Annotated in this window: 24 protein-coding genes and 1 tRNA gene; 13 read left to right on the plus strand and 12 right to left on the minus strand. The window is 42.2% G+C overall.

The window, feature by feature from the left end:
• The first annotated feature begins 189 nt into the window (after positions 1-189).
• Positions 190-510: a hypothetical protein gene (locus SOO65_RS10900; RefSeq protein ID WP_321389454.1), complete on the plus strand. Its 321-nt coding sequence runs from the start codon at positions 190-192 to the stop codon at positions 508-510.
• Positions 511-548: 38 nt separating this feature from the next.
• On the opposite strand, the gene SOO65_RS10905 is transcribed toward SOO65_RS10900, so the two are convergent.
• From SOO65_RS10905 to SOO65_RS10920, 4 genes are all read right to left on the minus strand, one after another.
• On the minus strand, positions 549-1079 hold the full coding sequence (locus SOO65_RS10905; protein WP_321389456.1) for a hypothetical protein: 531 nt from the start codon (positions 1077-1079) through the stop codon (positions 549-551).
• Positions 1080-1165: 86 nt separating this feature from the next.
• Complete coding sequence (locus tag SOO65_RS10910; protein WP_321389459.1) at positions 1166-2035, minus strand: S8 family peptidase; 870 nt, start codon at positions 2033-2035, stop codon at positions 1166-1168.
• A 71-nt stretch (positions 2036-2106) separates the two neighbouring features.
• A tRNA-Leu gene (locus tag SOO65_RS10915) sits at positions 2107-2190 on the minus strand.
• A 109-nt stretch (positions 2191-2299) separates the two neighbouring features.
• A complete protein-coding gene (locus SOO65_RS10920; protein ID WP_321389461.1) occupies positions 2300-3046 on the minus strand; it encodes a hypothetical protein in 747 nt (248 codons plus the stop codon).
• Between the two features lie 173 nt (positions 3047-3219).
• On the opposite strand from SOO65_RS10920, the gene SOO65_RS10925 reads away from it, so the two are divergent.
• The gene (locus tag SOO65_RS10925; protein WP_321389463.1) at positions 3220-3591 is read left to right on the plus strand and encodes a hypothetical protein; all 372 of its coding nucleotides are present in this window, start codon (positions 3220-3222) and stop codon (positions 3589-3591) included.
• Here the strand turns inward: SOO65_RS10925 and SOO65_RS10930 are convergent.
• Positions 3588-4604, minus strand: a complete 1017-nt coding sequence (locus SOO65_RS10930; RefSeq protein ID WP_321389465.1) for a S8 family serine peptidase — start codon at positions 4602-4604, stop codon at positions 3588-3590. The genes SOO65_RS10925 and SOO65_RS10930 overlap by 4 nt on opposite strands.
• Positions 4605-4784: 180 nt before the next feature.
• Here SOO65_RS10930 and SOO65_RS10935 point away from each other — a divergent pair, with 180 nt between their 5' ends.
• Together SOO65_RS10935 and SOO65_RS10940 are read left to right on the plus strand one after the other, a co-directional pair.
• Positions 4785-5006: a VF530 family protein gene (locus SOO65_RS10935; RefSeq protein ID WP_321389467.1), complete on the plus strand. Its 222-nt coding sequence runs from the start codon at positions 4785-4787 to the stop codon at positions 5004-5006.
• Between the two features lie 105 nt (positions 5007-5111).
• Positions 5112-5354: a hypothetical protein gene (locus SOO65_RS10940; RefSeq protein WP_321389470.1), complete on the plus strand. Its 243-nt coding sequence runs from the start codon at positions 5112-5114 to the stop codon at positions 5352-5354.
• An 89-nt stretch (positions 5355-5443) separates the two neighbouring features.
• Here SOO65_RS10940 and SOO65_RS10945 read toward each other — a convergent pair whose 3' ends face one another.
• The 3 genes from SOO65_RS10945 to SOO65_RS10955 form a co-directional block, all read right to left on the minus strand.
• Positions 5444-7039: a hypothetical protein gene (locus SOO65_RS10945; RefSeq protein ID WP_321389471.1), complete on the minus strand. Its 1596-nt coding sequence runs from the start codon at positions 7037-7039 to the stop codon at positions 5444-5446.
• A gap of 62 nt (positions 7040-7101) precedes the next feature.
• The gene (locus SOO65_RS10950; RefSeq protein ID WP_321389474.1) at positions 7102-7509 is read right to left on the minus strand and encodes a hypothetical protein; all 408 of its coding nucleotides are present in this window, start codon (positions 7507-7509) and stop codon (positions 7102-7104) included.
• A gap of 67 nt (positions 7510-7576) precedes the next feature.
• Positions 7577-8707, minus strand: a complete 1131-nt coding sequence (locus SOO65_RS10955) for a hypothetical protein (RefSeq protein ID WP_321389476.1) — start codon at positions 8705-8707, stop codon at positions 7577-7579.
• 172 nt (positions 8708-8879) lie between these two features.
• On the opposite strand from SOO65_RS10955, the gene SOO65_RS10960 reads away from it, so the two are divergent.
• The 4 genes from SOO65_RS10960 (at position 8880) to SOO65_RS10975 (ending at position 12556) form a co-directional block, all read left to right on the plus strand.
• Entirely contained in the window at positions 8880-9572 is a 693-nt protein-coding gene (locus tag SOO65_RS10960) for a bestrophin-like domain (RefSeq protein ID WP_321389478.1), read from the plus strand.
• 107 nt (positions 9573-9679) lie between these two features.
• Entirely contained in the window at positions 9680-11206 is a 1527-nt protein-coding gene (locus SOO65_RS10965; protein WP_321389481.1) for a carboxylesterase family protein, read from the plus strand.
• Positions 11207-11303: 97 nt separating this feature from the next.
• Entirely contained in the window at positions 11304-11687 is a 384-nt protein-coding gene (locus tag SOO65_RS10970) for a hypothetical protein (RefSeq protein ID WP_321389488.1), read from the plus strand.
• 11 nt (positions 11688-11698) lie between these two features.
• Entirely contained in the window at positions 11699-12556 is an 858-nt protein-coding gene (locus tag SOO65_RS10975) for an IS3 family transposase (protein WP_321400197.1), read from the plus strand.
• 42 nt (positions 12557-12598) lie between these two features.
• Here SOO65_RS10975 and SOO65_RS10980 read toward each other — a convergent pair whose 3' ends face one another.
• On the minus strand, positions 12599-13027 hold the full coding sequence (locus SOO65_RS10980; protein ID WP_321389490.1) for an RNA recognition motif domain-containing protein: 429 nt from the start codon (positions 13025-13027) through the stop codon (positions 12599-12601).
• Between the two features lie 166 nt (positions 13028-13193).
• On the opposite strand from SOO65_RS10980, the gene SOO65_RS10985 reads away from it, so the two are divergent.
• The gene (locus tag SOO65_RS10985; RefSeq protein WP_321389493.1) at positions 13194-13622 is read left to right on the plus strand and encodes a hypothetical protein; all 429 of its coding nucleotides are present in this window, start codon (positions 13194-13196) and stop codon (positions 13620-13622) included.
• Here SOO65_RS10985 and SOO65_RS10990 read toward each other — a convergent pair.
• Genes SOO65_RS10990 through SOO65_RS11000 form a run of 3 tightly spaced genes read right to left on the minus strand, consistent with a single transcriptional unit; the run spans position 13612 to position 16318 of the window.
• The gene (locus SOO65_RS10990; RefSeq protein WP_321389495.1) at positions 13612-13968 is read right to left on the minus strand and encodes a nuclear transport factor 2 family protein; all 357 of its coding nucleotides are present in this window, start codon (positions 13966-13968) and stop codon (positions 13612-13614) included. The two genes, SOO65_RS10985 and SOO65_RS10990, sit on opposite strands and share 11 nt — an antisense overlap.
• Before the next feature lie 2 nt (positions 13969-13970).
• A complete protein-coding gene (locus SOO65_RS10995) occupies positions 13971-15593 on the minus strand; it encodes a CRTAC1 family protein (RefSeq protein WP_321389498.1) in 1623 nt (540 codons plus the stop codon).
• Entirely contained in the window at positions 15593-16318 is a 726-nt protein-coding gene (locus SOO65_RS11000) for an SDR family NAD(P)-dependent oxidoreductase (RefSeq protein ID WP_321389501.1), read from the minus strand. Before SOO65_RS11000 ends, SOO65_RS10995 begins: the two co-directional genes overlap by 1 nt.
• Before the next feature lie 105 nt (positions 16319-16423).
• On the opposite strand from SOO65_RS11000, the gene SOO65_RS11005 reads away from it, so the two are divergent.
• Genes SOO65_RS11005 through SOO65_RS11020 form a run of 4 tightly spaced genes read left to right on the plus strand, consistent with a single transcriptional unit; the run spans position 16424 to position 19833 of the window.
• Positions 16424-17908 (plus strand): sensor histidine kinase, encoded by a 1485-nt coding sequence (locus SOO65_RS11005; RefSeq protein WP_321389504.1) that lies wholly within the window; start codon positions 16424-16426, stop codon positions 17906-17908.
• A 41-nt stretch (positions 17909-17949) separates the two neighbouring features.
• Positions 17950-18501, plus strand: coding sequence for a hypothetical protein (locus tag SOO65_RS11010; protein ID WP_321389506.1), 552 nt, complete (start codon positions 17950-17952; stop codon positions 18499-18501).
• Between the two features lie 46 nt (positions 18502-18547).
• Positions 18548-19243, plus strand: a complete 696-nt coding sequence (locus SOO65_RS11015; protein WP_321389508.1) for a hypothetical protein — start codon at positions 18548-18550, stop codon at positions 19241-19243.
• Positions 19231-19833, plus strand: coding sequence for a DUF4126 domain-containing protein (locus SOO65_RS11020; RefSeq protein ID WP_321389510.1), 603 nt, complete (start codon positions 19231-19233; stop codon positions 19831-19833). The genes SOO65_RS11015 and SOO65_RS11020 overlap by 13 nt, the downstream gene beginning before the upstream one ends.
• Positions 19834-19856 lie beyond the last annotated feature (23 nt).

A 19856-nucleotide genomic window follows, 5' to 3' on the forward strand; every position in this document is an offset into this window, starting at 1 on the left:
TGTACAATCTTTGGCCGGTGTTAAATTAGACACCATTAAAAGTTTTACATGCACCAGGTCATTTCCACCTAAACCACCAAAAACTGATGCTTAATAGTGTCATAAGGCACTGCTCCTAAGCCGTCAGGAATGGCACAGGGCATGCAACATGAAACTAGGTAAGGCGCTTAGGGCCGTTAAAGGGAAACTATGAACGTGACAGGTAGAGAGCAAGTTGAAGCAGACACAGTGAATGTGGTTTCGCTCTTTGGAAGAACGGCGGAGATGGCGTCTACGATGATGGATCCGATTCAGGAACTTATCAAAGAAGCCAAAATGGAAGACTTTGATCTTGAGATTGAGATCGAGGAAGAGAATGAGGTGGTGAAGGCCCCTCGTAAAGTTGTAGATCAGAATCAGTTTCCAGATCAATCGATGTTTACTCTACAAGAGCAACTATCGAATCTGAAATCGAGCCTTAATCGAATTAGATTTTACTTAGGTGATGTGGAAGATTTGCTTCCAAGATAACAAAAGAAGGGACCCGATTGGGTCCCTTTTAATTTTAATTAGTCGATTTTAGTCTTAGCAGCCTTCTTGAAGAAGATACCTACGTGAGTAGAACCTTCGCCACAAACTGCAGCAGCATCAGCAACAGCTACTTGAAGTGCCATTGTACCGTGCTTATAGAAGTACTTTGTAGGAGCTGCGAATAGTGAATCAAGGTAAGCTTTCCCTTCAGCACAGTTAGCAACCGGTGAACCATTGATTGAGTAAGCTGTAGAATCAGTCTTAGTGAAGATCATGTTCACGTTATCAGCTTGGCCAACAAGGTTATAACGACATTCAGTTCCTTTCTCATAGTAAGAAGCAACGAATTTACCGTTATCAAGTGTGTAATCAGTCGTCATGTAGGTGAAGATGATTGCTTTGTTTTTGAATTCAGCTGGAACAGCTTGAGTTGCAGTATTAGCAGCGCCACCACAAGTGAAGCCACCGTTTTGAGCTAACCAACGCTCTTGAGCGCCGAAGTTAATGTCTTGAGCGAAAGCAGAGAATGCAGAAGCAGTAAGAGCTAAACCTAAAATCACTTTTTTCATATTTCCTCCATTAGGTTAAATATCTTGTGTGCATAGGTTTATATCTTCATACTTTCGTTCGGTCAATCAAACATGGTGAAAAAAAATTAATCTAGGCTTAGGAACTTATTATTTTTAACTCTATTACCTAAACTAGACTTAGATTTTGCAGTGCTCAAAAGAATCTCTTTTATTTCTTTGCCGCTTAAGCGCGGATATTTTTCTTTGAGAATGGCAGCTGCTGCAGACACAACGGGTGTTGCCGCTGATGTCCCATTATAAAGGCGATAGGTAAGTGGCCTGATGGTCTTATAGACAGTTATCCCATCATCAACTCCTCCGGCAGGGGCCGCAATTTCCACTCCTGGTCCCCAGTCCGAATAGATTGCTAATTCGATAGGGAGATTTAATGGAGTCGCTCCTACTATGAGTGCATTGTTTCCTAACTTTTCTGGGATGAATTGTTTTCTATTCCCAGCAGCGATCACAAATAAAGTGCGAGCAAACTCTTCGTCGGTGACATTCTTTTTAACTTCTAAAAAGTGCTTTGTTTCGAAGCTTATAGAGAGATTGATAATTTCGGCGCCACTCTTGATAGCGTAGACAACTGCCGAAATTAGAATATTGTCGTTCGAAACTCCATCCTGTGTGACTTTTAAGGGAATGATCTCTACATCGCGAGCAAGATTTATGACAACGCTGGCCGATCCTGTTCCATGCCCCTCTGTATCGGCCACATCATTACTAGAATCAATAAAGTTCCAGCCAGAAAGGATGTTGCCAGGAAAATCCTGAACGAGACCTGAATCAATGATTGCAACTCGCACACCTTGGCCTGTGGGAAGATTTTTATGCCAACTAATGAGGTTTTTTAAGCGTGCGTTTTGAGGGTCGATATTGGACTGTGCAATTGCACTGCTCATCAATATGGATGAGCAACACAGGGCTACTAAAATAGCTTTTAGACTTGTGAACATGGATGCCTATATATGGCGATTTCTACGTTATGGCATTCTGAATGTGTATGGAGATTTTGAGCTTGAAATAATGGTGCCCAGGACTGGACTTGAACCAGCATGCCTCGCAGCGCTACCACCTCAAGGTAGTGTGTCTGCCATTCCACCACCTGGGCACAGAAAATGGAAAAGGAAGATTCTAAGCTAATGGAATCTAAGGCCAGTTGTCTAGAAAATTTTAGGGCAAGGGACTGTTTTTTTTACGAAACTTACAAAGGGTTAAAATCAGCAACCAGGATCTGGCAAAAACCAATAATTGATCCGGCCCTTTTCATCGAATGCGGGAAAGTAAAAATCTTGGATCTTCACGCGAACTGCATTTTTTTTCGCCTCATAGGAATCTTCAGCATACTTTTTTGCATCAACTCTAAGTTTGTTGAGCCGAATACCAATGATTCTTTTTCCATTCAAAGTAGTCGCAGGAAGTTCTTCACGCTCAATGATCTCTAATTCTTTGTCGGCCTCAGAATAGGGCCTTGAAGTGATCTTGGTGATCTCAGTTAAAGGAATTTTTTTTGATAAATCTTTATCTGCATAAACAAACTGAAGTCCTGGTCTGAACTCAATCTCATTCTCTCCAATATCCAGCTTAGGGATTAGATCTTCAATTTTCTTTAAATTAGTTTTGCTCGTTTTGATCCAGACTTGCTCACCTGCTGTAGTCGAAACCCGGGCCAAAAGGGTCTGTGGGTTAAGCTCTTTTGTCTCAGTGGTGAAAACGACCATCGTGCAATCGCCGCCCCCTTGAACACACGCCCCTTGTAGATTTGCTTTTTTATCTAATGCGGCTCCATCATCTTTGAAAGTAGGGGTAGGTAACTCACAGTACCCTCCAGGAATATCAGTCCCGCAGCTAATACCTCCGACATAAACAGTATCTGCGAAAATGATATCTTTGCTGATGGTGTCTGCCAGGCACATAGATTGAGGTAAGATGGAAATCGCCAAACCAAGTATAAATTTAGTGTTCATATGATTATGATCGAAGAAGCCCCGGTTGAAGTCAACTTGTTGTAAAGATTGAAGGGCCAATATCTAGTAGGGCCAAAGATTTCATTTTCCCCATGAAACTCTGACATAGTCCTAACAACAAAAGCGCCACTCTAGTTGTATAAGCTCCTCATAAAAACACCCCAGGAGGACTTATGAAAAAGTTTATCGCTCTTTTCGCTCTATCTCTTTCTGTCTCAGCTCTCGCAAACACAATTGATTTTACATTTAAAAAAGACAGCCCAATTTCAGTTGAGCTTCAGCAGCGTCTTCTGAAAGTTCTCAAAGAACGTTGTCCGGAAATGGTTCAGCCATATGGTCTACGTGAAGTTACAACAGCTGTTCGTATTGATCGCGTTGATCAAGGAATTATTGATCGTTACTATACAACAACATTCTCTGCTCGTTGGTACTTTGATGGTTATCACCCTTCAACTTCTTATATCGAAGTTGAAAGCGTTGAGTACAGCTTCCAGAACGGGGACAATCTTGCTGTTCTAAAAATCGACGGCGATCGTTGTAACTAATTTAGTTTTTGAATAAGCTTCTCTGGTGAGAAGACACACTTGGATTTAATGTTCTTACTTCCAGTGATGGTCTTCTCACAAGAAGTTCTAAAAAGACCCACATCATTGAAGCTTAGTTCTGGTTTTAAAGATTTCGCAACCGCTAAAGTTAAGGCCACCAGCGGAGTTGAATAAGAAGATCCCTTTACAGTTCGGTAACCATCTTTTCCGCCATACCACGCATACAATCCAGTTCCATACCAAGCTAGATCTATGTTTGCCCCATAGGCACTCTGGATTTTGGCATCGAAGTTTACGTTCCCAACTGAGATTACTCCCGTTGAATTGGCCGGTGCTACCGGTTCTTTCACGAGATCTCGTGCCGGATCATTGGAAGCTGAGCCCACCATGAGAATGCCCTTGTCTTGAGCGCGTTTTACTGCCGCCTGATAGTACGCAAGAGACTTCTGGCGATTGTTATCGATGAATTTGAAAAAGGAATTCGATTCAGCATCCACTCCAATTGACATGGAAATGACCTGAGCTCCGCGCAGGCGAGCGTAATCAATCGCGTCCGACACTTTCTTCATATAAAGCTCATCAAATGTGCGTGTGTCTGTGGTTACATTAATAGGAATGATTTTAATTTTTGAGAGTTGATTATCCGTGATGAAGGCCTCAACCAAGGAAGTAATGCCATTCTCATGACCTGTGGCCACGGGAGTATAGAGGCGACCGTTACGGTTATTGAAATTCATCCCGTAATAATCATCCTCATAACCATTGTTATCATCATCTAGGAAGTTTCCGTCCTGCTCTTTCTCGTTGATCTTAATGATGTGAGAGAAAGTATCGGTATGGATGTAGTCACCAATGATGGCCATAGTGACTTCATTTTTTAGTTCGATCTTTTTTAAGAAGTCTAAGCGCTTTGCGATTCCTGGATTTTTCTTCACGATTTCGGAAGAGTCGTATGAACCCCCGAAGGACACACCTGTAATGAGTAGGGACAAAGAAAGGATCAGTAAACGCATAGAAACTCCATCTCATTATTATAAGATATTTATGCCATAGGTGAGAATGAGAGGAAGTTCTTATAGAGTGTCTAAAATGTGACAGACAAGAATAAAATAGGGGGCTTAAGAGGTCCCTTGACTGGTCGAGCTCTTACATCTACAACCATCATACCAATAATAAATCTACCCACTTTGCAAATGAACCAAAAACCCAAAGACCCACTTCACGGAAAGACCCTGGAAATGATTCTCAAAGAATTAGTGGATTTCTATGGCTGGGAGCAAATGGGGAACATGATCACCATTCGTTGTTTTACTCATGACCCGAGCATCAAGTCGAGCCTTGCTTTCCTTCGTAAGACCCCTTGGGCCCGCACTAAGGTGGAGAATCTTTATCTCTACATGCTGGAACAGCTCTAGCGTTCACTCCAGTTATCACTTTCCGTTCTGTAAAAGATGCATAAATTTTGATTTAACTCCTGCATCCGTCGTACAAATCTCTCAATTCAAAACCTGGGAGACATCATGAAAAAGTATTTAGTAGCAGTAACTCTTTTAGCTTCAATGTCGGCATTCGCTGATCCAATTTTAGACTGTGACAAAAACGCACTTGGTGCTGCTCTGGAAGTATCTCCAGTAGCTCAAATCACTGAAGCATCTGTTGAAGGTGATCTTGAAATTTATACGGTTGAACTAGAAGGCAGAACTGCGGTTCTATCTTTTAACCGTGATTGTGACTTCTGGGACATGGAAGTTTCTGAACAGTAATCTTCACTTCTAAGAATCTACTTCCCTGGCGGAAGTAGATTCTTAAGTTCCACTTCCGCTGGCGAAAGTGATTTCGACCTTTGATAATTTCATTTACAGCAATATGGCACATCGTAAGCGACTCCAGCATCCTTCATCCCATTCTGAGCGCATGAAGTAGTAAACGCTCTGGTTCCACCAATCCCGCCACAAGAAGCAAGACACTGACCATTTTTCACGCCCCAATTTGGCGCAGGCCGAGTTTTTGGATCACAGATAGGGCCACAACAAAATGGGACGTCGTAGGCGAAACCCATATCTTTTAGACCATTTTTTGAACAGGCCGTCTTAGGTGCGACCGTTCCACCAATCTGACCACACGAACGCAGACACTGGTTGTTTTTCACTCCCCAGTGTGGTGCAGGTTGAGTCGCGGAATCACAAAGAGGGCCACAGCAATAGGCCACATCGTAAGCAACCCCTACGTCACGAAATCCATTACTGGCGCAAGTGGTAGTGAATGCTCTTGAGCCACCAATCTGCCCACAAGAACGCATACACGTTCCGTTTTTCACACCCCAATGAGGCGAAGGCTGAGTAGCTGGATTACAAATGGCCGCGTTCTTAACTGGTAAGAGAGAAATATCAATTGGGATAAAATACAGACCGCCGGGAAGCGTTCTGGCGGTGGCAGTTCCGGGCCTATTGATAAAGGCACCAAACACACCCCAGGTTTGCATCACGGGATTATACGCCCACCGAAAGTATTCAATAGGATTATCAGGAAGGGTATAGACCGTTTGCGAGTAACCATCAAAGGCACCATTCTCCGTCACAGCATTGGCCACACCAATTTCTAAGTTGTAGCAGCCAGCGATATTATCCATCGGTGACTTGCAACCATTTTCACCACGGGCCCCGGTGAAAAAGAATTTCCCGGGCCGAATCTCTTTCACATCAAAAAGATCGGCAGTACCGTTAGCAGTATTCGGATTATAAGTATTAGAAGCGGCACCATCGGAATTAATTCTCGCCATGCTTGGATTAAATTCAATGGAGCGGGAAAGAAGTTTGATCCATTTCCCCGTCGATTTATCAATGTTGACCTGGGTCCAGCTCAAGTAGGCCTTGCCACTTGTGGTACTGGTCAATTTCGGAACAGAGGCACTTGGAATCAAATTTGGATTCGTGCTCGATACACCATCGACATAAACCTTTACCGTGGAGGCCACGACCTGATTTTCTGTATCAACTCGACCCACACAGGCACCAACACTTCCACTAAATCCTTCTCCATGACACTCGAAGGCCACATACTTAACACCTCCGATGATGGCGACAGTTGGATCATAAGCTGTGGTGATGGTTCTTCCATCACCAATCTTTGCCATCGGCATGAAAGCAAATTTCAAGAATGTAAGTGACTTTTTTGCGAAATCAGCGCGATAAAGGGCAACACCCCATCTCTGCCAGGTACATTCATTATTAGCATCTTCACCACTCAGACTTGAGTAGATCAAACGTCTTCCCCAAAAAAGTGTTTGGTCAGTGGTGTCTTGTTGATAAGAAGTGGTATTGCAACCTTGAGTAGACCACGCTTCCGAAGTGGATGTGGTTGCCATAGACGTCTGGTGGCCCTTCACCGTTCCTGTGTTTTGACTAGCATTACAGGCCACACACAAAATAAGCAGAATGATTTTTTTCATACGGTACTTATCGGAGCAACACTAAAAGGGAAGAGTCTGTGAGATCAGGTTTTGATGGCAGTTTAGCAGCCAAGCTTCTTCGTGGTCTTCATGGCCTCTTCACGATTAAGCTCTTGAAGGTTAAGCGCCTTCGCCTCTCCACCCACATTCAAATACTCCAGATAATCACCTTGCTTAAAATCAGGCTTCAACTGGCAGTTTGGAGTTTGAGAATACACTGAATCTAGAATGTAAGCGCCTTCGCCACTAGCGAGTGTGACATCTGTATGTGAATAGCCAGTAGTTGTTTTAAGATAGAATGTCAGAATACGTTTTTCGCCGACATGGGCAACGATGAGATAACCTTCACCCAGTCCGCCAGCGCCAATTTGAAAGTATTTTACGAGGTCATTTTTGCTTGCTCCCAGCTCTTTAAGTTCTGGGTTACAGGCAGCACAAAGGAGAAGGAGAAGTAAACTTAGTTTTTTCATGACCCCCTTATCGGAGGCTTGGCCGATTTATAGACTCAAATTTTCTTAAATCTACAATTTCATCGACTTACATAATAACTTTGGTGATTTGGGCCAATAGAACCTTCCAAGGAACCTTGATCGCTACCACTGGAATAAACGGCAGGAGAATAGCTACTAATAGTGGAACCAGGTCTTTAAGGCTGAAAGGAACTAGCCGCATGCTGTGAACTCTTGCAATAACGGCGTTATTGGAATCTATACTTTGAAAGTCCTCATCTTGCAGAATATTGTCTTTGGGATCAATTTCACGCACTAACCATTTTCTTTCAAATGCATGTAATTGCCTTCCCATGAGAGTTCCATACTCAGATATGCCTCGGTGTTTGGCCTCTTTCATGGCCGGGAAGAAAAACAATAAGGGTCCAGCAAGGAGTAAAAGGAAACCCGCACAAAGGACTCCCAGAATGAATTTAATGTCATTTACATCAATTCCTTCGTAAAGCACCAGATTGAGCATACTTCCGGCCAGTGAGATCGAAATCGCAAAACACGGCACAATGAAGAACACTAAAAGATGTCCTAGAAAACCTAAACCTCCGGCGTCGTCTCCGTTTGAGGCCTTCAAATGAAGTTTCATGCCAGAGACTTTTTTAAGTAAACGACACCACAGACCTGTGCGATAGAGAAAGTAGAAGAGAAAATAAAAATACAATGGTTGGCTAATTAAATTGAACCACCAACCAGCGGGCGAAAATCCATCATCGGCCGTTCTCCAGATGGGATTTTCAATATTTTTGAATTGAAAGAGATATAAACCTACGACGGTATAAACCAATAATAAAATGATGATCTTCGCAAATTTCGAGTCGCGAAGCTCTCTGGTTCGATTAATCTCATATTTAAGCTTATTGTAATCCTCGGGATCAAGAATTTCTGCCTCAATGAACTGATAAAAAGATTCTCTCAGCCGCTCTCCGGACTTCATGCTGGAGATAAGGAGCAGTGGGAGTGCGATTAAAAAGCGCATATGAATTGCATAATCAGTCAGGATCGTTTCGCGGGAGGCAAGGAGAGAAAGTAACAAAAGAGGGACCCAAGTAATGAGGACCAAGGTCAAAACTCTGTTCTTCGTTTTGCTTTTTTTCCACCAGGCATCAAGCACTGGGATGTTTCCGAAAAGATCAATTTGATAACCACTGTTGCTGTCGATGTGCATAGGCCCTACCTTTCTTGACTCTGCAATTCTTTCAGCAATAATCCCATTGACGAGTCTAAAGTCTTTTCAACCAATCGACTAAGAGGACCGCATTAATTTATCTGAATATCCCTTCTACATTAACTTTCTCATCGTTTGGTCTGTTTTATGGATCATATCGGTTATTACTTTCATGTGGGGCAAAAGAGTCAGAGAATCTTCTCCGCTTGAAACATTTAAGGTCTCTGAAATTATCACCACCAGTTCCTTTGCGATGCTGAGTCTCATTTTGGGTTTCACTTATTCAATGGCCGTGAGTCGATTTGAACTTCGAAGAAAGCTCGTCATAGATGAAGCAAATGCCATCAGCTCAACTTATCTTCGAGGAAAAATTATTCACGTTGATGCGGCCAAATATAAGCAACTTTATAGGCGCTACCTGGATCTTCGAATCGAGTCCTATGACAGCTATGACAATCCTGAAAGGATGGCGGAGATAAAAAAAGAAACTGGGCTTATTCAAAAAGAGATTTTCACCGACTTTGAGGTAATTACCTTAAAAAATAGAGGGGCCCTCGAGAGTGCTTATCTCTACGCCATGACTGACATGTTTGACAGTGAGTTTGAGCGCTCTATTGCTTTGGACGTGAACCTGCCGCCCTCCATCTATATGATCATTCTCATGATAGCGATTGTGACTATCGGCATGCTCAATTATGACCGAGGTTACAGTCAGAAAGAGAGTCATTGGGCCATGACTTTATTCATTATTGTCTTTGCTGTTATTGTCTGCTTCATTCACGATCTTGATCATCCTCATACCGGCGCCGTTCAAATCAGTCAGGAAGCTCTTCTCATGCTTCGAAATTCATGGGTCGTTCAGTGATTAATTTCTTTCACTGCATCCAGCTGTTTATGACTGTGAACATGAAGCTCCCGAGTAAGAAAATGTAATACTGACGGGCCTTTTTTTCTCTGATAGCGTCATTGGTTATGAAAACTCTATTTTTATTTTCATTTCTAATCTCTCTGTCTACTTTTGCAGCTCCGGCTCCACTTGTTCAATCTGAAGGCACGACCTTCATTGGACTCAATGGTCCGAATGATACTGAGGCCTATTTTGGAATTCCATATGCTCAGGCCCCTGTGGGAAATCTTCGCTGGAAGGCCCCAAAAAAAATCAGATTAGGTCAAAGAGTTGTGGCGCAAAGGATGGGGCCGGTCTGTGCACAGCTTTGGAACATGTTCTCAAACGTAAGTCCAGATTATGAAGGGCAGGCAGTTGGTTCAGAAGACTGTCTTTATTTAAACGTATGGAAGCCTCGTCAAAATGCCAATTATAAGCGCCCAGTGTTTTTCTGGATTCATGGTGGATCAAACACTAAGGGCACGGCCAACGATCCCAATTATGATGGTGCTTGGTTTGCTCAACATAATGATGCCATTTTCGTAAGCGTTAACTATCGTTTGGGTCTATTTGCTTCTTTCATTCATCCTTCACTTGAGACCGGCAACAAACTAGATAGCGCCGGAAACCATGTAACTCTTGATCTCATCATGGCCCTTAATTGGGTGAAGAATAATATTGAAAATTTCGGTGGTGATCCGGATAACGTTGTGATCGCCGGTCAATCTGCCGGATGTATGAATGTATGGGGTCTACTTCAAAGCCCGCTCGCAAAGAATTTGTTCAATGGGGCCATTTGTTCGGCCGGTTTACCGAATGCTTATCCAAAACTCGTGATTGAAGAGCGTTCGGATAATCTTCTCCATGATCTTTTAATTGCAGATAAAATTGCCAAAGATGCGGATGAGGCGAAGGAATGGGTTCGTAAGCAAGGGCCACAGACGGTCAGAAAGTATCTTCTTTCAAAATCGGCCGCGGAGTTGCTCGCGATTCCTCGTTTTATTGTGCCCACTCAACATGTTTCAGATGGAACGGTTCTTCCCTTCGATGGTTTAGCATCGGTCATGACTGGAAGATATAATCGCGTTCCAATGATTCTTGGTTCTACTATTGATGAGGCCACTTATTTAGTTGGAGCGACGATGTTTAAACCAACTGAGGGTGACCTGTTCCGTATGCTGAATAGTGGTCGCAGCTATCCGCGAAGTGCTATCATCAAAGACGAGTACCTCTCTACCTTCGATGGCATCACTCGCAGTAGCAGCATTGGACTTTCAAACTCTCTTGAAAGTATTTCCCAGTCCCTTCGTCCCTTTAACTGGAACATCTATAAATATGAATTTACCTGGAAAGAAACTCCTGAGCCTTGGAAGAGCGTCTTTGGAGCTTTCCATGGACTTGATGCGATTTTCTACTTAGGAAACTTTGTTGAGGACCGTCCACAGTTTGCTAGATTTGCCTGGAGGCCTTCTAATAAAGAAAGTCGTGAAGCACTTCGTGAACACATGTCGCAGTATTTTAAATCATTCCTGCATCATGGGAATCCGAATGAAGGCCATAATGGAAAAGAGTGGCGAAGTTTTTCTGGATCAGGGCATACGTTTAAGTTCTAAAAAAAAGGGCCCTGATTGATCTGTACCCCATTTTCTAGACAAGCTAAAAAAACCGCTTTTCTAAAAAATGGGCTAAAATCCTTAAAAGGAGCAGATTATGAGGGCCTTTTCTCTTTCTGAGCGCAAAAAGCTCACAACTAATCCCTACGTTATTAAAATTACCGAAAAATCTATTTCGTTCAGCAATGAATTTAAACGGCTCATGCTCCATGGAGTAGATGACGGTAGAACTCGTCAACAATTCTTCAATGATACTCTTAGTGTTAACTGCTTCGATAAGAAGTACGTTGACTCCTCACTGAATAGATGGAGAAGAGAAGAAAAGTTTAAAAATGTACCAAAGAAGCGTGGTCGCCGGAAAGATCCTAATAAAATGACTATCGAGGAGCTCAAAGCCGAACTTGCTCTCCAAAAGGAGATCAATGCTCAGCTAAAAAAGGCCCAAGGTCTCACCGAAGACGATCCGCTGTTTTTTCTTTAATCGGTGAGGCCATCTCCAAAGATCCATCGTTAAATCGCTCCTATCTTTGTCGTTTAATGTCTGTTAGTCGAAGTGGATTTTATTCCTCTCGAAAATCCTCAGAGGCCCGCCAAGAAAGAGATAGAATGGCATGTAAGATCATTAAGCATTATCACGAGAGAAGTAGGAAAAAAGCAGGTATCATCACGCTTGATTTACTCATGCGAAGAGATGGACATGTTATAAACCACAAAAAGATCGCCAGAATTAAACGAGAGTATGGATTTGAAACAAAAATCCGTCGTCGAAATCCTTATCGCGCAATCCCTTTGAAGTCTGGGGAGCATGTCGAAATACCAAACTTACTTAAAAGAGACTTCTATCCACCACTTCCAGATCAGGTGTATTCGACAGATATGACTTACTTGTATTATGGAAATTGTGACAAAGCTTTCTTGTCAGCGACCAAAGACCTTGCGACTAACGAGATCGTCTCTTACAAATTAATGAAAACACCAACAGTATCTGCATTTGCATGCGAGTTCAAAGAATTGCTGAGTAAGATTCCAATCGAGAAAAGAACTGATCTAATGATTCATTCAGATCAAGGCTTCCAATATACTAATGAAGAATTTAGAGCAGTTCTGAGGCTAGCAGGTGTAACTCAGTCGATGTCACGGAGAGGTAATTGCCTAGATAACGCACCAATTGAATCATTTTTTGGTCACTTCAAAGATCTCTTAGAGATTAAAAAATGTCGATCATATGAAGAGGTTGAAAAGGTGGTATCCAGTACCATCAAATATTATAATGAAGAAAGGCCCCAAAAGGGTTTAAATAAAAAGCCCCCGGCAGAATACCGAGGGCTATTATTAAGCGGTTTTTTTTAAATGTACTTTTTATGGGGTACAGTTTAGATTGGGCCCCTTTTTTTATTTTGTCTTTGTTTTGAAAACAAAAGGATTCGATTTTCTCTTCATGTCGTTACGAGCTTTCTTAGCAAGCTGACGAGTTACGTATTCAAGATCTTTCTCTGGAGCTTTAGGCTTTGCCTTGATTTTTACGTCATCAAGGTGAGCAGGTACTCTTTGAACAAATGCGTTCTTATTTGGTGTTGCCCATTTTGCCTTAACTGTTCTTCCATCAAAATTCTTCTGATCTAGACCTGCGATGGCCGCTTTCGCCTCATCCACAGTTTCCATTTCAACGAAGGCCATTCCGCGTGACTGACTTGTCGTTGGTTCAACCACGATCTTAATATTTTTGATCTGTCCGAATTTAGAGAAGATGCTACGGATTCCGTTACGATCGCGCTTGTAGCTTAGGTTAGAGATATAGACGGTAGAGTTAGGTGTGTTCATAAAATCCTTGGGCATAATGCTGTTTTTTCGGTGTTTTAACACGGCTGCACCAATATGTCTAAAGGTTGGGCAGGCCATATAGATAATTCCTACACGGTCTTTTTACCAACATCCGGGGGGTTAAAGAAGCTACCATCCTTTTATTAAATTATTTCGAGGAGTAGGTATGAAATTTAAAGCAATGACCGCCTTATTAGCTCTGTCAGTAAGTCTTAGTTCTTTCGCCAATTGTGCTCTTTCAACTAATGACGATGTTGCCGCGGAGATTCTAACTGAGAAGGGTTACCATATTGTTGATCGAGCGGACGCTCTTTTTCATATCAAAGTTACGAATGAACTTTCAGTAAGTGATCTTAAATGTAAGCTGGGTGTATGTTCAGCGGACGTAACTCGTGAAGTTGGTGTTACGGCCTTGAACTCAATCGATATGAGTGGCTTTAATCAGAAGAGTGCTCAAAGTGGAACACAAATCTTCCGCTCAAAAAACAAACCTTCAATGCTTGAAAACGATAAGCAGATCAGAGTGATGCTAAATTCATTACATGACCACTTACAGTTTCAGTATAACGATTGTCGTCCTCGCGCTAACGAGTAAACCAAACGTATCCAATCAGATCGTCTCTAAAACCATAAATTGCAACGACGTGACTGGGAGCCTGGGCCCCAGTCACTCCTGTGACCCATTCTTCATCTAATACTGAATCATTCAAAACTGTTCGAGATCGTAGTTCACAATGAAGCTCTGGATTCTTCTCAAAGCGCTCCCGATACATTTCTTTGAAGGTCTTGATATTATCGCAGGTCTTTTGTGATTCAGCTCCTAAGCGCCAAACCTGGACTTCCGGATGATAGAAAGCCACAAATTTCTCAATGTTTCTTTCGTTGTAGGCCTCAAGTTGTCCTTGAGCAAGTTCAATCATTCTTTCTTTTGAGATAGTCATTGTTAGGGCTCGACAATATTTAAAGTGCTACTAATTTTAGGGTTGGTAATGACCTGAGTTTGACCTGAGCTCCAGTTGATCACAATCTTTGAAACCTTCGAGATTTTACCGAGACCAAAATGAAGAACAGGATCATTTTGTTGGTTAAAAGTTCCTGTTGTTCCTTCCACCTGTCTCATCACCAGACCTTTAGCATGATAAACTCTTACCTGAGTCGTCACAGGAATAGTTCCTGATTTTTTACCGGTAAGTCGAATTTTAAGGTAGCGATTGTTTGAAGCATCAACGTTTTTGAAAATTCTGAGTCTTGCTGGAATTCCAACTCCCTCGCGACCTGAAACGATGAGGTCCATTTTTCCATCGTTATTAAAGTCCGCCCAGGCCCCCGCATAGCTATCAAGAACCATTGGCCCACTTTTGCTGACGTTTTCAAATTGAAAATTTCCTTTATTTCTAAAAAGAAGAGAATGGGCGTAGTTAAAGTTGTAGACCTGAGAGACATACATGTCGAGGAGACCATCATTATCAAAATCGGCGGCAGTTGAATGGGACCATAGCTCATCGCCCTTATATTTTGAAAAATCACCAATCGGCTTTACGGGTAGACCTGAGTTCTTTCTTACATCCACAAAATTGTAGTGAGGAGCACCGGTATTTTTATAGACCTTTGAATCGTCACACACATATCCGCGATAATCATAAGAGCCTTTTGGAGACATTCCTACAAACTTGTGAACCAGATTAGATACCCATAAATCAAGATTTCCATCGTTATTTAAATCTGCCCAGACCGACCCGATGGTGTGGCCATAAAGGGGGCCGAAGTTCTTTTTGTGGTAGGAATCATAATAGCGTTTCGTATCGTATTCGCCCTGAACATTGAGTTTTTTTGCCACGTCCACCATCTTTCCCCGATTTAATTGGAAAAGAAAATTCTGCCTCAGCCGATAGTTTGAATAATAGATATCGGGACTTGAGTTGTTGTCAAAATCGGCCCAGGCAATTCCACGTACATAGGCCGGATAGTTATTCATTTCATGCTTATTACTTACTTCAAGAAATGATTTGCCGTTCTGGTTTAGGAAAACTTTCGGAGGTACGAAGTTAAATTGATTGTTTTCACTTTTTTCCTGGCGCCCTACAAGAATATCCGGGAAGCCATCGCGATTGAGATCACCGAAAGAGATTGTGAAGACATCGTCGGGTAGTTTAAGACCGTATCTTTGTCCCACCTCGTGATACTGATTGTCCTTTAAGAGATGAACTTGCCCTTTACTCGTTACAATATCTAGATTCCCATCGTTATTAACATCCATAAAAAGAGGTTGGCCTTTTAGGAAGTGCAGATTCATTTCTTGAGTTACATCTTCAAAACGAATCGAGTCGCGAGTGGAAATGTTTTTATACAAACGATCTTTGGCAATGAAATCAACTCTGCCATCTTTATCAAAGTCGCCTATCACAATGGAAGGAGTACTTTCAGATGCGACATCTGATGTCGCAGTTACGTCTTCAAAAATTGGATCATTATTTTCTTTGATGGAGGCGGCTTCACGAAAAGGATTTTGAGTCGAACAACCAGTAAGCACTGAAAGGAGAGTTGGAACCAGAATCAGCTTCTTCATTACATTTCCCTTATATCATAAAATGTTTGATCTACTTTCTCAGGGGACTGCAAAAGGTCATATAGTCCTCGCGCTACCTTATCGGGAGGAAGAAGCTGTCTCTTGTCTTTTAACTCCTTAAATCTTTCTACATTTTTAAATTTCTGCTTCGACTGCTTTCGAATTGTCGCCTGCATATCCGTGTCCATGACTCCCGGAGCGAAGCTAAGGGCGCGGAAGTTCTTTCGGTGTTTGAAATCTTCATTCAGGCAATCAGTGAACATTTTTAGTCCACTTTTCGTTGAACAATAAAGTGACCAATTGATAATGGGATGGAGGGCCGCCCCTGAACTGATATTTGTTATTGTCACTGGACATGTTTTCTTTTTGAAAGTGTTCAGCAGCCAACGTGAAAGGAAAATAGGGGTGGTGAAATTAAGGGCGATGTGTTTTTCGATCTCAGTCTGATCAAAATCCTGAATTTCTCCGATGGGTTCAATGGCCGCAGCATTATTAATTAGATGAATGGCCCTTACTTTTTTTACATCAATTTTTCCCATGGCCTTCATGAGTTTTGTCTCAAGCCCTTTCCAAGTTGAAAGGTTATGCGAAAGATGAAAATGACTTGGGTGGATAATTGTATTCGTGCGGGAGATGGAAATAACGAGATGTTTCTCATTGAGTGCAAGCTCTGTGAGCGCCAGGCCAAGACCTCGCGAAGCACCTGTGATGATAAAAAGCTGCATATGTCTTCCTTGAAGCGTTGTTGAATTATGAATGAATTTTATCATGGAACTGGTTTTTTGTTTTCTTAAGTTGTTCCTTGAAGGCTTAAATTTTAAATTCGCTTCATGGGTGTAATCAGTGAGCTCAATCCTACATTAACGGAAGAGATTCAGCGGGTAGCGCAAATTGGCTACTGGAAATATCTGCTAGATAAAGGTGAACTTCAAGGAAGTCAGATCATCTATGATATTCATGAGGTGCCTAAGGGTACTGATATTACCCTGACTGACGCCATGAATTTTTATCATCCTAATTCCCGTGAGATTTTAGAAAGTCATTTTCAGGCCTGCATTGAGAAAGGCATCCCGTATGATCTTGAAGTGCTGATCCTGACTTTCAAGAAAAACAAAAAGTGGGTGCGCACGATTGGCCATCCCAAAATAGTGGACGGAAAAGTGACCGAGGTCTATGGAGTCTTTCAGGACATTACACATAAAAAGTCTCTCTATGATGAAATCCTGGACTCAAAAGAAAGGATGGATTTCATTCTTTCTTCCATTAAGATGGGCGTCTGGGAATGGGACTGTACTAATAATAGGCTCCATTGGGATGACACTATTTTTGAAATGATTGAGGTCATGCGGGGTGAAATAAAATCCGAGGCCGAATTGTACGATAAAATCATTCATCCCGATGACAGGGAGATGGTCACGGAGGCCATTCAAGAATCTCTCAATAAACGTAGCGAGTTTAACCTGCGCTACCGAATTATCACGCCCAAGGGCAATACTAAGTACATCATGGCCCGGGGGAAAGTTTATAAAAGAGATGGAATTACTTGGTTCACAGGACTCAGTTGGGACGTGACTCATGAAACCAATCTGCAAGAAACGATCAAGGTTCAGCAGACCAAAATTCAAACTTCGGCCAGAATGGCAAGCTTAGGTGAGATGGCAAGTGGCATCGCTCATGAAATAAACAATCCGCTTTCAGTCATTCAGACCCAGGCCGATTTTTTGAAATTAAAGCTTAAGAAGCATGCTTTGAATGAAGATACGATTCAAACTGGATTAGATAAAATCATCGAGACTTGCGGAAGGATCGTAAAAATCGTCAAAGGTCTCAGGACCTTTTCCCGTCATGCAGAAAATGATCCAATGACCTTAGTTCAATTAGATGAAGTTCTGAATGATTCAATAAGCCTCATTTCTCAAAAATTAAATTATTCATCGATTGAAGTGAGTATTGATAAAGAAGACAATTTGATCGTCATGGGTCGACCGGCACAGCTGGGCCAGGTGTTTTTGAATCTTCTAAGTAATTCGTTTGATGCCATCGCGACGTTAGATAAAAAATGGATCAATATTGAAGTGAAGCGAGTTGGGGACAAAGTCCGATTACGATTTGTTGATTCGGGAACTGGAATTATGGACCCCCATGTCACACATATTTTTCAGCCATTTTACACCACAAAGGATGTTGGGAAGGGAACAGGATTAGGTTTATCTATCTCGAAAGGCATCATTGAGGAGCATGGAGGAAAACTTCATTACGACCATTGTTCTAAAAACACCACTTTTGTGATTGAACTCCCCGCAGTAAACTCCTAAAAAAGTTGATTTATGGGACTTTTAAGCATAAAAATTCCCCCATGAAAAACATCATTCTAGCTCTTGTTCTTTGTCTGGTTTCTCTTTCAGTTCTGGCCCAGGATTTCGATCTTCGCGGATTATGGAAGCGCTCAAACGCTCAGCCTGAAGAAAGACCACTAACATTCATTCAAGTAAATGGTGTTTATCACACTCATTCTCAAGAGCGTTTCGTTTATCCGAATGGCGCGCTTTCGCATACCATTGATCAATCAGTGAAAGTAACAGTTACTCCTAACGGTGAAGTTAAGGGAACAGTTGATTTCTATGATTCTCGTGGTTGTTCATACCGTAATCTAGCAGTAACGGGTGAATTCCAAACTGCTGACCAGATTGGATTCGTTATGACAGTGCCTCGTTACAAAGTTGTGACAATCACTGCCGGCAATCATTCTCGTTACCAGCATCCCATTTATTGTGATGCCCACATTCCTTACTACCCATATAGATACCGTTATATCTGCGGTTATGAGAATCGCCCGCTAAGTGTATCTCGCGAGTGTCAGCTGATTGAGACGGTAGATGTACCGGTTTCTTTACAACGTCAATTTTAGTGCACTAAGTCCTGTCATTTAAATCCGGGCCTAATAGAATCAATGCATGAAGAATTGGTTTCTTATCCTTTTATTGTTCTCTACCCAGGCCTTTGCTCATTTAGATGAAGTCGTTCCCTTTACTGCCGGATCAAAACTTTCGCGTACACGTTTTAGAACTGTCATTCAGATCCTGAAGACCAGATTTGCACCCTTATCTCAAAAAGACGGTCGTGTTCTCGAATTTTATACCGATTATGAATCTGATTGGGCCCAGGGATTTGCTCGTCGTTGGGAAACTGATCAAGTTCATATCTACGGAGGCCTTGCCGCCATCCCTAATGTCACGGAAGATTCTTTTGCTCTCGTTGTGTGCCATGAACTGGGTCACCTATATGCAGGAACACCATATTCTGATTCACACAATCGCATCGCCGTAGAAGGTCAGGCCGATTACTGGGCGACTCTTCGTTGTTTTAAAGAAGTGGTAGGAGAGTTACCTAAGCTCACTCCAAGTAGAAACGCTTCAGAACTTTGTAAAGATGAAGAGACATGTGCTCGTGCTTTGGATGCGGCCTTGGTATTAACTGCTTTCTATGCAGATAACCGGTCTATTCCTCATCCCAAACTTAGTACTCCAGATACTTCAGTGGTAACGGAAGTTTTAAAAACTCATCCGGAACCTCAATGTCGATTAGATACTTACAGGGCCGGACTTTTTGGAATGAAACAACCCACCTGCTGGATGCCATGGAATATTTAAACACCACAAACATTATTAGTTTTCTCATTGGGATTTCTCTCGCCGCCTGTGCTGGTTTTCGTATTTTTGTTCCCTTACTCATAAGTTCGATTGCATTTAAAATGGGTTGGATTTCACCAATTGAAAGTCTCAAATGGTTGGGGTCAACTGAGGCCCTAATTATTTTTGCCGTTGCCGCAATTTTTGAATCTCTGGCCTTTATGATTCCCTGGCTTGATCACGCTTTTGATGTCATGGCCGCACCTCTGGCCGCTGTGGCCGGAATGGTCCTTGCCTCGGCAGTGATGAAAGATATGCCTCCCTCGCTTCAGATTGGTTTGGGTATTATTGCTGGTGGTGGAACCGCGGGAATGGTGCATGCAACGAGTTCTCTTCTTCGTTTGGGATCAACCAAAATGACGGGAGGATTGGGAAACCCCATCTTTGCTAAAATAGAAACTCTTATCTCAGGTATCGGCTCACTTCTGGCAATCTTTCTTCCTATCATTATGATTCTAGGATTAGTGCTCTTCTTCGGAGGGGCCTACTGGATTTTGAAGAAGACCATTCTTAGAAGTAAACCTTCAGACACACCAAATTTTAAAAACTGAATTGCTTCTTTTTTGACCCGCTG

This window comes from Peredibacter starrii, from assembly GCF_034259205.1.
Lineage (GTDB): Bacteria > Bdellovibrionota > Bacteriovoracia > Bacteriovoracales > Bacteriovoracaceae > Peredibacter > Peredibacter starrii.

Coding starts and splice junctions, on each gene's coding strand:
- SOO65_RS10935 (WP_321389467.1), top strand. CDS start 4,785: ATGAACCAAAAACCCAAAGACCCACTTCACGGAAAGACCCTGGAAATG.
- SOO65_RS10925 (WP_321389463.1), top strand. CDS start 3,220: ATGAAAAAGTTTATCGCTCTTTTCGCTCTATCTCTTTCTGTCTCAGCT.
- SOO65_RS10950 (WP_321389474.1), bottom strand. CDS start 7,509: ATGAAAAAACTAAGTTTACTTCTCCTTCTCCTTTGTGCTGCCTGTAAC.
- SOO65_RS11000 (WP_321389501.1), bottom strand. CDS start 16,318: ATGCAGCTTTTTATCATCACAGGTGCTTCGCGAGGTCTTGGCCTGGCG.
- SOO65_RS10900 (WP_321389454.1), top strand. CDS start 190: ATGAACGTGACAGGTAGAGAGCAAGTTGAAGCAGACACAGTGAATGTG.
- SOO65_RS10940 (WP_321389470.1), top strand. CDS start 5,112: ATGAAAAAGTATTTAGTAGCAGTAACTCTTTTAGCTTCAATGTCGGCA.
- SOO65_RS10995 (WP_321389498.1), bottom strand. CDS start 15,593: ATGAAGAAGCTGATTCTGGTTCCAACTCTCCTTTCAGTGCTTACTGGT.
- SOO65_RS11020 (WP_321389510.1), top strand. CDS start 19,231: ATGGAATATTTAAACACCACAAACATTATTAGTTTTCTCATTGGGATT.
- SOO65_RS10970 (WP_321389488.1), top strand. CDS start 11,304: ATGAGGGCCTTTTCTCTTTCTGAGCGCAAAAAGCTCACAACTAATCCC.
- SOO65_RS10985 (WP_321389493.1), top strand. CDS start 13,194: ATGAAATTTAAAGCAATGACCGCCTTATTAGCTCTGTCAGTAAGTCTT.
- SOO65_RS10990 (WP_321389495.1), bottom strand. CDS start 13,968: ATGACTATCTCAAAAGAAAGAATGATTGAACTTGCTCAAGGACAACTT.
- SOO65_RS11010 (WP_321389506.1), top strand. CDS start 17,950: ATGAAAAACATCATTCTAGCTCTTGTTCTTTGTCTGGTTTCTCTTTCA.
- SOO65_RS10960 (WP_321389478.1), top strand. CDS start 8,880: ATGTGGGGCAAAAGAGTCAGAGAATCTTCTCCGCTTGAAACATTTAAG.
- SOO65_RS10945 (WP_321389471.1), bottom strand. CDS start 7,039: ATGAAAAAAATCATTCTGCTTATTTTGTGTGTGGCCTGTAATGCTAGT.
- SOO65_RS10955 (WP_321389476.1), bottom strand. CDS start 8,707: ATGCACATCGACAGCAACAGTGGTTATCAAATTGATCTTTTCGGAAAC.
- SOO65_RS10905 (WP_321389456.1), bottom strand. CDS start 1,079: ATGAAAAAAGTGATTTTAGGTTTAGCTCTTACTGCTTCTGCATTCTCT.
- SOO65_RS10910 (WP_321389459.1), bottom strand. CDS start 2,035: ATGTTCACAAGTCTAAAAGCTATTTTAGTAGCCCTGTGTTGCTCATCC.
- SOO65_RS10980 (WP_321389490.1), bottom strand. CDS start 13,027: ATGAACACACCTAACTCTACCGTCTATATCTCTAACCTAAGCTACAAG.
- SOO65_RS10930 (WP_321389465.1), bottom strand. CDS start 4,604: ATGCGTTTACTGATCCTTTCTTTGTCCCTACTCATTACAGGTGTGTCC.
- SOO65_RS11005 (WP_321389504.1), top strand. CDS start 16,424: ATGGGTGTAATCAGTGAGCTCAATCCTACATTAACGGAAGAGATTCAG.
- SOO65_RS10920 (WP_321389461.1), bottom strand. CDS start 3,046: ATGAACACTAAATTTATACTTGGTTTGGCGATTTCCATCTTACCTCAA.
- SOO65_RS11015 (WP_321389508.1), top strand. CDS start 18,548: ATGAAGAATTGGTTTCTTATCCTTTTATTGTTCTCTACCCAGGCCTTT.
- SOO65_RS10965 (WP_321389481.1), top strand. CDS start 9,680: ATGAAAACTCTATTTTTATTTTCATTTCTAATCTCTCTGTCTACTTTT.